The sequence below is a fragment of the Streptomyces sp. P9(2023) genome (genome assembly GCF_032436795.1).
Lineage (GTDB): Bacteria > Actinomycetota > Actinomycetes > Streptomycetales > Streptomycetaceae > Streptomyces.
The window spans coordinates 188,154-201,151 of the sequence record NZ_JAUPWM010000009.1 but is presented as its reverse complement, the minus strand read 5'-3'; the positions used below and the strand labels follow the sequence as shown (position 1 = coordinate 201,151).

At 68.7% G+C, this 12,998-nt stretch carries 14 protein-coding genes; all 14 read left to right on the top strand.

From position 1 onward, the window contains the following. Positions 1-33: 33 nt before the first annotated feature. The 14 genes from Q5762_RS16160 to atpA all read left to right on the top strand — a co-directional run bounded on the left by Q5762_RS16160 (position 34) and on the right by atpA (position 12,983). A complete protein-coding gene (locus Q5762_RS16160; RefSeq protein ID WP_315892792.1) occupies positions 34-1,125 on the top strand; it encodes an LCP family protein in 1,092 nt (363 codons plus the stop codon). A gap of 131 nt (positions 1,126-1,256) precedes the next feature. Then, positions 1,257-1,475 carry a 50S ribosomal protein L31 gene (gene rpmE / locus Q5762_RS16155; protein ID WP_315892791.1) on the top strand — a complete coding sequence of 73 codons (219 nt, stop codon included), beginning with the start codon at positions 1,257-1,259 and terminating at the stop codon, positions 1,473-1,475. Positions 1,476-1,574: 99 nt separating this feature from the next. Continuing rightward, positions 1,575-2,651, top strand: coding sequence for a peptide chain release factor 1 (gene prfA, locus Q5762_RS16150; protein ID WP_315892790.1), 1,077 nt, complete (start codon positions 1,575-1,577; stop codon positions 2,649-2,651). A 37-nt stretch (positions 2,652-2,688) separates the two neighbouring features. After that, entirely contained in the window at positions 2,689-3,546 is an 858-nt protein-coding gene (prmC, locus tag Q5762_RS16145) for a peptide chain release factor N(5)-glutamine methyltransferase (protein WP_315892789.1), read from the top strand. Positions 3,547-3,590: 44 nt separating this feature from the next. Beyond that, positions 3,591-4,238, top strand: coding sequence for an L-threonylcarbamoyladenylate synthase (locus Q5762_RS16140; protein ID WP_315892788.1), 648 nt, complete (start codon positions 3,591-3,593; stop codon positions 4,236-4,238). Next, positions 4,235-4,879: a protein-tyrosine-phosphatase gene (locus tag Q5762_RS16135; RefSeq protein WP_315892787.1), complete on the top strand. Its 645-nt coding sequence runs from the start codon at positions 4,235-4,237 to the stop codon at positions 4,877-4,879. Before Q5762_RS16140 ends, Q5762_RS16135 begins: the two co-directional genes overlap by 4 nt. A 248-nt stretch (positions 4,880-5,127) precedes the next feature. Continuing rightward, entirely contained in the window at positions 5,128-6,375 is a 1,248-nt protein-coding gene (glyA, locus tag Q5762_RS16130) for a serine hydroxymethyltransferase (protein ID WP_315892786.1), read from the top strand. A 106-nt stretch (positions 6,376-6,481) separates the two neighbouring features. Next, positions 6,482-7,777: an MraY family glycosyltransferase gene (locus Q5762_RS16125; RefSeq protein ID WP_315892785.1), complete on the top strand. Its 1,296-nt coding sequence runs from the start codon at positions 6,482-6,484 to the stop codon at positions 7,775-7,777. 265 nt (positions 7,778-8,042) lie between these two features. Then, on the top strand, positions 8,043-8,459 hold the full coding sequence (locus tag Q5762_RS16120) for a hypothetical protein (protein ID WP_315892784.1): 417 nt from the start codon (positions 8,043-8,045) through the stop codon (positions 8,457-8,459). Between the two features lie 225 nt (positions 8,460-8,684). Continuing rightward, positions 8,685-9,494: a F0F1 ATP synthase subunit A gene (gene atpB / locus Q5762_RS16115; protein ID WP_315892783.1), complete on the top strand. Its 810-nt coding sequence runs from the start codon at positions 8,685-8,687 to the stop codon at positions 9,492-9,494. Between the two features lie 95 nt (positions 9,495-9,589). Further along, the gene (atpE, locus tag Q5762_RS16110; RefSeq protein ID WP_024761915.1) at positions 9,590-9,856 is read left to right on the top strand and encodes an ATP synthase F0 subunit C; all 267 of its coding nucleotides are present in this window, start codon (positions 9,590-9,592) and stop codon (positions 9,854-9,856) included. A 41-nt stretch (positions 9,857-9,897) separates the two neighbouring features. Continuing rightward, entirely contained in the window at positions 9,898-10,440 is a 543-nt protein-coding gene (locus Q5762_RS16105) for a F0F1 ATP synthase subunit B (protein ID WP_315892782.1), read from the top strand. After that, positions 10,437-11,252 (top strand): F0F1 ATP synthase subunit delta, encoded by an 816-nt coding sequence (locus Q5762_RS16100; RefSeq protein ID WP_315892781.1) that lies wholly within the window; start codon positions 10,437-10,439, stop codon positions 11,250-11,252. The genes Q5762_RS16105 and Q5762_RS16100 overlap by 4 nt, the downstream gene beginning before the upstream one ends. A gap of 132 nt (positions 11,253-11,384) precedes the next feature. Beyond that, positions 11,385-12,983: a F0F1 ATP synthase subunit alpha gene (gene atpA, locus Q5762_RS16095; RefSeq protein WP_315892780.1), complete on the top strand. Its 1,599-nt coding sequence runs from the start codon at positions 11,385-11,387 to the stop codon at positions 12,981-12,983. Positions 12,984-12,998 lie beyond the last annotated feature (15 nt).

Below are 12,998 nucleotides of genomic sequence, written 5' to 3'. Positions count from 1 at the left end.
TCACAGAAGGTGAACCATAGACCTGAGGTGCAGATGACCGAGCACAGCCAGAGCGGCCGAATACGGGGTAATGGCCGCCGTCGCAAACAGCCCGCCAAGGGCCGCCGCGCGGTGACCGTCGCCGCCTGGAGCGCGGCCGCGCTCGTCGTGGTCGGCGGCTCCGGGCTCGGATACGTCTACTTCAAGCTCAACGGCAACCTCCAGGGCGTCGACATCAACGCGCAGCTCGGCACCGACCGCCCGAAGAACGTCGACAACGGCTCGATGGACATCCTGGTGCTCGGCTCCGACTCGCGCTCCGGTGCCAACGACACCTACGGCAAGGACGAGGGCGGCGCCCGCTCCGACACCGCGATGGTCGTCCACGTCTACGAGGGCCACAAGAAGGCCAGCGTGGTCTCCATCCCGCGCGACACCCTCGTCGACCGTCCCGCGTGCACCGACGAGCGCGGCACCGCCGTCCCCGCCGACAAGCGGGCGATGTTCAACACCGCGTACGAGGTCGGCGGGCCGGCCTGCGCCGTGAAGACCGTCGAGTCGATGTCCGGGATCCGCATGGACCACTACATCGAGGTCGACTTCACCGGCTTCAAGAAGCTGATCGACAAACTCGGCGGTGTGGAGATCACCACCACCGAGGCCATCAAGGACTCCAAGAGCCACCTGAACCTCGCCCCGGGCACGCACACCCTCGACGGCGAGCAGTCCCTCGGCCTGGTCCGCACCCGCAAGAGCGTCGGCGACGGCAGCGACCTCGGCCGGATCCAGCTCCAGCAGGCGTTCATGAAGGCCTTCATCGACCAGGTCAAGGACGTCGGCGTCTTCTCGAACCCGAGGAAGCTCCTCGACATCGCCGACACGGCCACCAAGGCCGTCACCCCGGACTCCGAGCTCGACTCGGTCAACGAGCTGATGGGCTTCGCCCAGGGGCTCGCCGGGCTCGGCGCCGACGACGTCCACATGATCACGATGCCGGTCGAGTACGACCCCGCCGACCCGAACCGCGTCATACCGCTGGAAGCCCAGGCCAGGCAGGTCTGGCAGGCGCTCAAGGGCGACAGGCCCATCCCGGCCTCCGCGACGAAGGGCACCGCCATGGGCAAGGCCGAGGGCCTGGTGAAATAGCCCGGAATAGTTTCACCGAGGACCCGGTTTTGGGAGATACGGCCGGTCCTGGCAGACTGGTACGTCGGCCCCGGTTCACGCAGGTGCAATCCGCACGGCGACCCGGAGCCCTCCCGAAACTAGGAGACACCTTGAAGCGCGAGATCCACCCCCAGTACGTCGATACCCAGGTCAGCTGCACCTGTGGCGCGTCGTTCACCACCCGTAGCACCCTGACCGAGGGCACCATCCGTGCCGAGGTCTGCTCCGAGTGCCACCCGTTCTACACGGGCAAGCAGAAGATCCTCGACACCGGCGGCCGCGTTGCCCGCTTCGAGGCCCGCTTCGGCAAGGCTGCGGCCACGAAGTAGCACGTCACTGCGCCGGTCCTTGGTCGCTCCCGCAGGGGGCTACTGGACCGGCGCTTTGCCGTCCCCGCAGTCCGTTCGTACGAAAACCAGGAGCCCCCGATGTTCGAGGCGGTCGAGGAACTGATCGGCGAGCACGCCGATCTCGAGACGAAGCTCGCTGACCCTTCGGTCCACGCGGACCAGGCCAACGCGCGCAAGCTGAACAAGCGTTACGCCGAGCTGACCCCGATCGTCGCCACCTACCGTTCCTGGAAGCAGACCGGTGACGACATCGAGACCGCCCGCGAGCTGATGCACGACGACCCCGACTTCGCGGCCGAGGTCAAGGAGCTGGAGAAGGCGCGCGAGGAGCTGACCGACAAGCTGCGGCTGCTGCTCGTCCCGCGCGACCCCAGCGACGACAAGGACGTCCTCCTGGAGATCAAGGCGGGCGCGGGCGGCGACGAGTCCGCCCTGTTCGCCGGCGACCTGCTGCGGATGTACCTGCGCTACGCCGAGCGCGTCGGCTGGAAGACCGAGATCATCGACTCCACCGAGTCCGAGCTCGGCGGCTACAAGGACGTCCAGGTCGCCGTGAAGACCAAGGGCGGCAACGGCGCGACCGAGCCCGGCCAGGGCGTCTGGGCGCGGCTGAAGTACGAGGGCGGAGTGCACCGCGTCCAGCGCGTGCCCGCCACCGAGTCGGCCGGCCGGATCCACACCTCCGCCGCGGGTGTCCTCGTGACCCCCGAGGCCGAGGAGGTCGACGTCGAGATCCACGCCAACGACCTGCGCATCGACGTGTACCGCTCCTCCGGTCCCGGCGGCCAGTCCGTCAACACGACCGACTCCGCGGTCCGCATCACGCACCTGCCGACCGGCATCGTCGCCTCCTGCCAGAACGAGAAGAGCCAGCTCCAGAACAAGGAGCAGGCCATGCGTATCCTGCGGTCCCGGCTGCTCGCCGCCGCGCAGGAGGAGGCCGAGTCCAAGGCCGCCGACGCCCGTCGCAGCCAGGTCCGTACCGTCGACAGGTCCGAGAAGATCCGGACGTACAACTTCCCGGAAAACCGGATCTCGGACCACCGGGTCGGCTTCAAGGCGTACAACTTGGACCAGGTGCTCGACGGCGATCTGGACGCGATGATCCAGGCCTGCGTCGACGCCGACTCCGCCGCCAAACTGGCCGCCGCGTAAGTTCCGTAAGCCCCACCCCGCACCACGGAGGACCAGCGTGCAGTCACCCCGCAGTCTGCTGCTTGCCGAGGTGGCCCAGGCCACCCAGCGGCTGGCCGACGCCGGCGTTCCCTCGCCGCGTTTCGACGCGGAGGAGCTCGCCGCCTTCGTGCACGGCGTCAAGCGGGGTGAGCTGCACAACGTCAGGGACGCGGACTTCGACGCCCGCTACTGGGAGGCGGTGGCCCGCCGGGAGGCCCGCGAGCCGCTCCAGCACATCACCGGCCGGGCGTTCTTCCGCTACCTGGAGCTCCAGGTCGGGCCGGGCGTCTTCGTGCCCAGGCCCGAGACCGAGTCGGTCGTCGGCTGGGCCATAGACGCCGTACGGGCCATGGACGTCGTCGAGCCGCTGATCGTCGACCTGTGCACCGGCTCGGGCGCCATCGCGCTGGCCATGGCGCAGGAGGTGCCGCGCTCGCGCGTGCACGCGGTCGAGCTCTCCGACGACGCGCTGGTGTGGACCCGTAAGAACGCGGACGGCACGCGGGTCACCGTCCACCAGGGCGACGCGCTGTCCGCGCTTCCCGAGCTCGACGGCCAGGTCGACCTGGTCATCTCCAACCCGCCGTACATCCCGCTCACCGAGTGGGAGTACGTCGCGCCCGAGGCCCGCGACCACGACCCGGAGATGGCGCTGTTCTCCGGCGAGGACGGCCTCGACACCATCCGCGGCATCGAGCGCACCGCGCACCGGCTGCTGCGCCCGGGGGGCCTCGTCGTGATCGAGCACGCGGACACCCAGGGCGGCCAGGTGCCGTGGATCTTCAGCGAGGAGGCCGGCTGGGCGGACGCCGCCGACCACCCCGACCTGAACAACCGCCCGCGCTTCGCGACCGCCCGCAAGGCGATGCCGTGATCCGCGCAGCCCTGACCCACCCTGTGTACGAGGAGGCCCGCTAAATGGCTCGGCGATACGACTGCAACGAGGCGACCGACCGTGTGACCGGTCTGCGCGAGGCCGCGTCCGCCGTTCGCCGTGGCGAGCTGGTCGTGCTGCCCACCGACACCGTGTACGGGATCGGTGCGGACGCCTTCAGCGCGGAGGCGGTCGCGGACCTGCTGGACGCCAAGGGCCGGGGCCGCAACATGCCCACGCCCGTCCTCATCGGCTCCCCGAACACGCTGCACGGGCTCGTCACGGACTTCTCCGAGCAGGCCTGGGAGCTCGTCGACGCGTTCTGGCCGGGCGCGCTCACGCTGGTCGCCAAGCACCAGCCGTCGCTGCAGTGGGACCTCGGCGACACCCGGGGCACGGTGGCGATCCGGATGCCGCTGCACCCGGTCGCGATCGAGCTGCTGACCGAGGTCGGCCCGATGGCGGTCTCCTCGGCGAACCTGACGGGTCACCCGGCGCCGGAGGACTGCGACGCGGCGCAGGGCATGCTGGGCGACTCCGTCTCCGTGTACCTGGACGGCGGCCCGACGCCCGGCATCGTGCCGTCCTCGATCGTGGACGTCACGGGCAAGGTGCCGGTCCTGCTGCGTGAGGGCGCGCTCTCCCCGGAGGAGCTCCGGAAGGTCGTCCCCGACCTCGAGGTGGCCAATTGACCGCCCCTGAGGGGCGTGGCATAGCGGGGCACGAGAGCAGTTCCTTCCGCATCCTCCACGTCAGCACCGGCAACGTCTGCCGCTCGCCCATCACCGAGCGGCTGACCCGCCATGCCCTGAGCGACCGCCTGGGCGACCCCCGGGGCGGCGGCCTGATCGTGGAGAGCGCGGGCACCTGGGGCCACGAGGGCGCCCCGATGGAGGCCAACGCGGAGCTGGTCCTCGCCGACTTCGGCGCGGACTACAGCGGCTTCGTCGGCCGCGAGCTCCTCGACGAGCACGTCATCCGCGCCGACCTGGTCCTGACGGCGACCCGCGACCACCGGGCGCAGGTCATCTCGATGGGCCACTCGGCGGGCCTTCGCACCTTCACCCTGAAGGAGTTCACCCGGCTCGTCCGGGCCATAGACCCCGCGACGCTGCCGGACCCGCTGGGCGAAGGCATGGTCGAACGCGCGCGTGCCCTGGTCCGCGCAGCGGCGGCTCTACGCGGGTGGCTCCTGGCCCCGAACGTGGAGGCGGACGAGGTCAACGACCCGTACGGCGCCCCGATCACGTTCTTCCGCTCCATCGGCGAGGAGATCAACACGGCGCTCGATCCCGTGGTGACGGCGCTGACCGGAGTGTCCGCGCGCCGTTGACGTGTGCGTGTGAGCTGCCCACGCCCGTCGGCCGGAGGGCCGAGCAGTGCGAGGGGCGCGTCGGGAAAGGCGACTCAGCACCGCGCTGGATCCTCTCGTGACGGCGCTGACGGGAGTGTCCGCGCGGCGTTGAGGTCTTCTCGGCGCGGTAGGGCCAGACGGCTCAGAGTGACGGTGAACATCAGGCAAACCGCTTCCCGCGCGCCTACATTGGAGCTGAAGGCCAGCCCACGCGCCTGGAGCCACAGATGCCGGTCACCGCTCCCCCCGAAGAGGATCTCGACGTCCTGCGCCGACAGGACCCGGAGATCGCCGACGTGCTGCTCGGCGAGGCGCGCCGGCAGAGCGACAGCCTCCAGCTGATCGCCGCCGAGAACTTCACCTCGCCCGCCGTCCTCGCCGTCCTCGGCTCCCCGCTCGCCAACAAGTACGCCGAGGGCTATCCCGGCGCCCGCCACCACGGGGGCTGCGAGTTCGCCGACGCCGCCGAGCGGATCGCCGTGGAACGGGCCACCGCGCTCTTCGGAGCCGAGCACGCGAACGTCCAGGCCCACTCGGGCTCCTCGGCCGTCCTGGCGGCGTACGCGGCCCTCCTGAGGCCCGGGGACACCGTGCTGGCCATGGGCCTCGCCCACGGCGGCCACCTCACCCACGGTTCGCCGGCCAACTTCTCCGGCCGCTGGTTCGACTTCGTGCCGTACGGCGTCGACGCCGAGACCGGGCTCGTCGACTACGAGCAGGTCGCCGCCCTCGCCCGGCACCACCGCCCCAAGGCGATCGTCTGCGGCTCGATCTCGTATCCCCGCCACCTCGACTACGCGATCTTCCGCGAGATCGCCGATGAGGCAGGCGCCTATCTGATCGCCGACGCCGCCCACCCCATCGGCCTCGTCGCCGGGGGAGCGGCCCCGAACCCCGTCCCGTACGCCGATGTGGTCTGCGCCACCACCCACAAGGTGCTGCGCGGGCCGCGCGGCGGGATGATCCTCTGCGGCGGGGAGCTCGCGGGCCGCGTCGACCGGGCGGTCTTCCCGTTCACCCAGGGCGGCGCCCAGATGCACACCATCGCCGCCAAGGCCGTCGCGTTCGGCGAGGCGGCGACGCCGGCCTTCACCACGTACGCCCATCAGGTGGTCGCGCACGCCCGGATCCTCGCCGAGGCGCTCGCCGCCGAGGGCTTCGCCGTCACCACGGGCGGCACCGACACCCACCTCATCACGGCCGATCCGACTCCTCTCGGGGTCGACGGCCGCACCGCGCGGACCCGGCTCGCCGCCGCCGGCCTGGTGCTCGACACCTGCGCCCTGCCGTACGGGGACGGGCGCGGCATCCGGCTCGGCACCGCCGCCGTCACCACCCAGGGGATGGGCGCCGCGGAGATGGCGCGCATCGCCGCGTTGTTCACGATCGCGCTACGGGATGACGCCAGGGAGACCGCCCGGGTACGCACGGAAGTACGCGATCTCGCCGGGCGATTCCCCCCGTACGGCCCGTGAGGAAGCCGGACCGCAACCATCCGGGCGGCCCGTATGTCCTCAAGCACATGGACAGCACGGCTAGGGTGTGGGGCTGAGATGGCCAGCGATTCCTGTGGGGCAGCCCGTGCGTGATTACCTGCTGACGCTCTGTGTCACGGCTGCGGTGACCTATCTGCTCACCGGTCCGGTGCGGAAGTTCGCCATCGCGACCGGGGCGATGCCGGAGATCCGTGCCCGAGACGTACACCGAGAACCGACTCCGCGGCTCGGTGGCATCGCCATGTTCTTCGGCCTCTGCACCGGTCTGCTCGTCGCGGACCGTCTGCAGAACCTGAACAGCGTCTTCGAGCTCTCCAACGAGCCGCGCGCGCTGCTGTCGGGTGCCGCCCTGATCTGGCTGATCGGCGTCCTCGACGACAAGTTCGAGCTGGACGCGCTGATCAAGCTGGGCGCGCAGATGATCTCCGCCGGTGTGATGGTGATCCAGGGTCTGACGATCCTGTGGCTGCCGATCCCCGGTGTCGGCGTGGTCGCGCTCACCAAGGGGCAGGGCACGCTGCTGACCGTGGCCCTGGTGGTCCTCACCATCAACGCGGTGAACTTCGTGGACGGCCTGGACGGCCTCGCCGCCGGCATGGTCTGCATCGCGGCCGCGGCCTTCTTCCTCTACGCGTACCGGCTCTGGTACGGCTACACGATCGAGGCGGCGGCCCCCGCGACGCTCTTCACCGCGATCCTCATGGGCATGTGCCTCGGCTTCCTGCCGCACAACATGCATCCGGCCAGAATCTTCATGGGCGACTCCGGCTCGATGCTGATCGGTCTGATCCTGGCCGCCTCGGCGATCTCGATCACCGGTCAGGTCGACGCGGACGTGCTGAAGATCTTCGAGGGGTCGACGCGTGAGGCGACCCACGCCGCCCTGCCGGTCTTCATCCCGCTGCTGCTGCCGCTGACGATCATCGCGATCCCCATGGCGGACCTGATCCTGGCCATCGTGCGCCGCACCTGGAACGGCCAGTCGCCGTTCGCGGCGGACCGCGGGCACCTGCACCACCGGCTCCTGGAGATCGGGCACTCGCACAGCCGGGCCGTCCTGATCATGTACTTCTGGTCGGCGCTGATCGCGTTCGGGACGCTCGGGTACTCGGTGCACTCGACGTCGATGTGGATCGTGCTCGTGGTGGTCTTCCTCAGCACGATCGGTCTGGTGCTGCTCCTGCTGCCGCGCTTCACACCGCGGGCCCCGCACTGGGCCGAGTCCTTCGTGCCGCCGCGCTACCGGCGCCGTAAGGCCGTCCTCGCGGCGGCGGAGCACGCGGAGGAGCGCGTTCCGGTGCCTGCCGGGGTCAACGGAGCCACCGCCATCGGCCACCGTTCGCACTTCACCGACCGGCGGAAGGCCGGAACGCCAAGTTGACGAATGCCGCATCGGGCGGCATTACCAGACAAGTCGACCCGGCGTGCTGCACACACGCGCACTGTCACACTCATGTGTGACAGTCAGCACACTTCCCGGGTAAAGAACTACTCAAATAGTTTGTGATACCGTTCACGAGACCCGGCGACAGAGCCGAAAGACCGTAGTGCGACGGTCCGTTGGCCCCGAGACACACCTCGGACCGGGCTTACGCTCGTCCCTGACGACACCATCGCCCCCACCAGCAACAAGCGGAGACACCGCCATGCCGTCCAACGACGCACGCATCCTTCTGTCAGCCGCCATTCCCGCTGCGGCCACCGGCGCCATCGCCACGGTCATCAGCGGCGTGGTCGCCGGCGGCAAGGGCGCGATCGGCGCCGTCATCGGCTGCGCTGTCGTGATCGCCTTCATGGGGATCGGGCTCGTGGTGCTCCAGCGGACGGCCAAGTCGTACCCGCACCTGTTCCAGGCGATGGGTCTTCTGCTCTACACGACCCAGCTGCTGCTGCTCTTCGTGTTGATGCTGATGCTCAAGAACACCACGTTCTTCGACTTCAAGGCCTTCGCCTTCACCCTGCTCGCGTCGACCCTCGTCTGGATCGCCGCGCAGGCGCGTGCCTACATGAAGGCCAAGATCATGTACATCGACGACCCCAAGAACACGGGGTCGTCGAAGTGAGGGGTAGGGCCGGGATAAAGGCGCGTTCGGCTTCCTGCTATCGTCCGGTGCCAACTGCGGCACTGCGGGCGCGGGCATCCGAGCTGACGCCTGTCCCAGCGCGAGGCTCGACGCCGAACCGCCGCCCCCTTATCCGTAACACCAGTCCAGTGCCGACCCGCGGCTGCGTGCCGCGCCGACACAACGAGGTTGCCGTACCTATGCGCCACGCTGAAGGAGCCCGCGGTGAGTGCTGACCAGACGCTTGCCTTCGACCCCGATTGCCAGATCTTCACCGGATGCGGCTTCCCGGCGCCGGGCCTGCAAACGTTCATGTACGAGCCCATCGCCACGGTGGGAGGCATCGAGATCACCAAGCCGATGCTGCTTGCCGTCCTCGGCTCCATCGTGGTCGTCGGGTTCTTTTGGGCCGCCTTCAACAAGCCCAAGCTGATCCCCGGCAAGATGCAGATGGTCGGCGAGGCCGGTTACGACTTCGTCCGCCGCGGCATCGTCTACGAGATCATCGGCAAGAAGGACGGCGAGAAGTACGTCCCCTTCATGGTGTCGTTGTTCTTCTTCGTCTGGATCATGAACCTCTGGTCGATCATTCCGCTCGCCCAGTTCCCGGTCACGTCGCTGATCGCCTTCCCGGCCGGTCTCGCGCTGATCGTGTACGTCATGTGGATCTCGCTGACCTTCAAGAAGCACGGCTTCGTCGGCGGCTGGAAGAACATCGTCGGTTACGACAAGTCCCTCGGTGCGATCCTCCCGATGGTCGTCGTCCTCGAGTTCTTCTCGAACCTGATCATCCGGCCCTTCACGCACGCGGTCCGACTGTTCGCGAACATGTTCGCCGGTCACCTGCTGATCGTGATGTTCACGCTGGCCACCTATTACCTCATGAACGGCCTGGGCTTCGTCTACGCCGGCGCCTCGTTCGTGATGGTCCTCGTGATGACCGCCTTCGAGCTCTTCATCCAGGCCGTCCAGGCGTACGTCTTCGTCCTCCTGGCCTGCAGCTACGTCCAGGGCGCGCTCGCCGAGCACCACTGAGCCACTCCCGCCCGGGGATTCAGCTGCACCCCCAATCCAACAGTCGTCCGGTGGCCAACCCCCATCGGGTCATTGAAAGAGAAGGAAGTAACGGCATGTCCGCTGCTCTCGACATGATCAACCTCGCCGCCGAAGGTGGCAGCGCCAAGACCAACGTCGTCGGCAACGTCGCCTCGATCGGTTACGGCCTTGCCGCGATCGGCCCCGGCGTCGGCGTCGGCATCATCTTCGGTAACGGTACGCAGGCCCTCGCCCGCCAGCCCGAGGCCGCCGGTCTGATCCGCACCAACCAGATCATGGGCTTCGCCTTCTGTGAGGCGCTCGCCCTCATCGGCATCGTCATGGGCTTCGTCTACCAGTAAATCGGACCGACAGCCCACACCTTTTTACGGAAGGCACTGATGTGAACGCTCTGCTTCTTGCGGCGGAGGAGCCCCAGCCTCCTCTGATCCCGTATCTAGACGAGCTCGTCATCGGCCTGATCGCCTTCGTCATCGTCTTCGGCTTCCTCGCCAAGAAGCTCCTCCCGAACATCAACAAGGTTCTGGACGAGCGTCGGGCGGCCATCGAGGGTGGCATCGAGAAGGCCGAGTCGGCCCAGATCGAGGCCCAGAGTGTGCTGGAGCAGTACAAGGCCCAGCTCGCCGAGGCTCGCCATGAGGCCGCGCGTCTTCGCCAGGAGGCGACGGAGCAGGGCACCGCGATCATCCAGGAGATGAAGGCGGAAGGCCAGCGCCAGCGCGAGGAGATCATCGCGGCCGGTCACACGCAGATCGAGGCCGACCGCAAGTCCGCGGCGACCTCGCTGCGTCAGGACGTGGGCAAGCTCGCCACCGACCTGGCCGGCAAGCTGGTCGGCGAGTCCCTCGAGGACCACGCCCGCCAGAGCCGCACGATCGACCGCTTCCTCGATGAGCTCGAGGAGAAGGCCGAGGCCGTCCGATGAACGGAGCGAGCCGTGAGGCACTGGCCGCCGGACGTGAGTCCCTCGACGCGCTGACCGACAACACCTCGGTCGACGCGGCGAAGCTCGCGGGTGAGCTGGCCTCCGTTACCGCGTTGCTGCACCGCGAGGTGTCGCTGCGTCGGGTCCTGACCGACCCGGCGCAGGGTGGCGAGGCCAAGGCCGAGCTCGCCCAGCGACTGCTCGGCGGCCAGGTGGGCGGCGAGACCGTCGACCTGGTCTCCGGCCTGGTGCGGTCCCGCTGGTCGCAGTCGCGTGACCTGGTCGACTCGGTCGAGGAGCTGGCGAACACCGCCGACCTCACCGCGGCGCAGAAGGCCGGCGCGCTGGACGACGTCGAGGACGAGCTGTTCCGGTTCGGTCGGATCGTCTCCTCCAGCACCGAGCTCCGCTCGGCGCTGACGGACAAGGCCGCCACGGCGACCGCCAAGAGCGAGCTGCTGCGCAGCCTGCTCGGCGGCAAGGCCAACGCGGTCACCGAGCGCCTGATCATCCGCCTCGTGACCCAGCCCCGGGGACGTAGCCTGGAATCGGGACTCGAGTCCCTCTCCAAGCTCGCCGCGGCGCGTCGGGACCGGATGGTCGCGGTCGTCACCACGGCGGTGCCGCTGACCGACCAGCAGAAGCAGCGTCTCGGTGCCGTCCTGGCCAAGCTGTACGGCCGCCAGATGCACCTGAACCTGGACGTGGACCCGGCGGTCCTCGGCGGGATCTCGGTGCAGGTCGGCGACGAGGTCATCAACGGGACCATCGCGGAGCGCCTCGGTGAGGCGTCCCGGCGACTGGCCGGCTGACGACAGCGCCACCAACTCAAAAGCATCACCAGCGGCCCGGTTGGGCCGTGCACATCGCAGAAGATTCCTGGGGGTCGGCCCCCAGACCCCCAAGAAAACTTCGGGCCCAATCAAGGAGAGCAGGGAACCCAGATGGCGGAGCTCACGATCCGGCCGGAGGAGATCCGGGACGCGCTGGAGAACTTCGTCCAGTCGTACCAGCCGGACGCGGCCTCGCGCGAGGAGGTCGGAACGGTCAGCCTGGCCGGCGACGGCATCGCCAAGGTGGAGGGTCTTCCCTCGGCCATGGCGAACGAGCTGCTGAAGTTCGAGGACGGCACCCTCGGTCTCGCCCTCAACCTCGAGGAGCGCGAGATCGGTGCGATCGTCCTCGGCGAGTTCAGCGGTATCGAGGAGGGCCAGCCGGTGCAGCGCACCGGTGAGGTTCTCTCCGTAGGTGTCGGCGAGGGCTACCTCGGCCGCGTCGTCGACCCGCTCGGCAACCCGATCGACGGCCTCGGCGAGATCGCGACCGAGGGCCGCCGCGCCCTCGAGCTGCAGGCCCCGGGCGTTATGGCCCGTAAGTCGGTGCACGAGCCGATGGAGACCGGTTACAAGGCCGTCGACGCCATGACGCCGGTCGGCCGTGGCCAGCGTCAGCTGATCATCGGCGACCGTCAGACCGGTAAGACCGCGCTGTGCGTCGACACGATCATCAACCAGCGTGACAACTGGCGCTCGGGCGACGTGAACAAGCAGGTCCGCTGCATCTACGTCGCCGTGGGCCAGAAGGGCTCGACCATCGCGTCCGTTCGCGGCGCCCTGGAAGAGGCCGGCGCGCTCGAGTACACGACGATCGTCGCCGCCCCGGCGTCCGACCCGGCCGGCTTCAAGTACCTGGCGCCGTACACCGGCTCCGCCATCGGTCAGCACTGGATGTACCAGGGCAAGCACGTCCTGATCGTCTTCGACGACCTGTCGAAGCAGGCCGACGCCTACCGCGCCGTGTCGCTGCTGCTGCGCCGCCCGCCGGGCCGTGAGGCCTACCCGGGTGACGTCTTCTACCTGCACTCGCGTCTCCTCGAGCGCTGCGCGAAGCTCTCGGACGAGCTGGGTGCCGGTTCGATGACCGGTCTGCCGATCGTCGAGACCAAGGCGAACGACGTGTCGGCGTTCATCCCGACCAACGTCATCTCCATCACCGACGGCCAGTGCTTCCTGGAGTCCGACCTGTTCAACGCCGGCCAGCGTCCGGCCCTGAACGTCGGTATCTCGGTCTCCCGTGTCGGTGGCTCCGCCCAGCACAAGGCGATGAAGCAGATTTCCGGTCGCCTCCGTGTCGACCTGGCCCAGTTCCGTGAGCTGGAGGCGTTCGCCGCCTTCGGTTCCGACCTGGACGCCGCGTCGAAGGCGCAGCTGGAGCGTGGACAGCGCATGGTCGAGCTGCTCAAGCAGGCTCAGTACCAGCCGATGCCCACCGAGAACCAGGTCGTCTCCGTCTGGGCCGGCACCACCGGCAAGATGGACGACGTTCCGGTCAACGACATCCGCCGCTTCGAGGCCGAGATGCTGGCGTACCTGCGCCAGAGCCACTCCGGTCTCATGAGCTCCATCCGTGAGGGCGGCAAGATGTCGGACGACACCCTGCAGTCCGTGGCCGACGCCATCGCGGAGTTCAAGAAGCAGTTCGAGACCTCTGACGGGAAGCTGCTGGGCGACGACGCTTCCGCTGCCGTCAACGTCTCGAAGTGACGACGGAAGGGACCT

Coding starts and splice junctions, on each gene's coding strand:
- Q5762_RS16140 (WP_315892788.1), top strand. CDS start 3,591: ATGGCTCGGCGATACGACTGCAACGAGGCGACCGACCGTGTGACCGGT.
- glyA (WP_315892786.1), top strand. CDS start 5,128: ATGCCGGTCACCGCTCCCCCCGAAGAGGATCTCGACGTCCTGCGCCGA.
- atpA (WP_315892780.1), top strand. CDS start 11,385: ATGGCGGAGCTCACGATCCGGCCGGAGGAGATCCGGGACGCGCTGGAG.
- Q5762_RS16120 (WP_315892784.1), top strand. CDS start 8,043: ATGCCGTCCAACGACGCACGCATCCTTCTGTCAGCCGCCATTCCCGCT.
- Q5762_RS16160 (WP_315892792.1), top strand. CDS start 34: ATGACCGAGCACAGCCAGAGCGGCCGAATACGGGGTAATGGCCGCCGT.
- atpE (WP_024761915.1), top strand. CDS start 9,590: ATGTCCGCTGCTCTCGACATGATCAACCTCGCCGCCGAAGGTGGCAGC.
- prfA (WP_315892790.1), top strand. CDS start 1,575: ATGTTCGAGGCGGTCGAGGAACTGATCGGCGAGCACGCCGATCTCGAG.
- Q5762_RS16100 (WP_315892781.1), top strand. CDS start 10,437: ATGAACGGAGCGAGCCGTGAGGCACTGGCCGCCGGACGTGAGTCCCTC.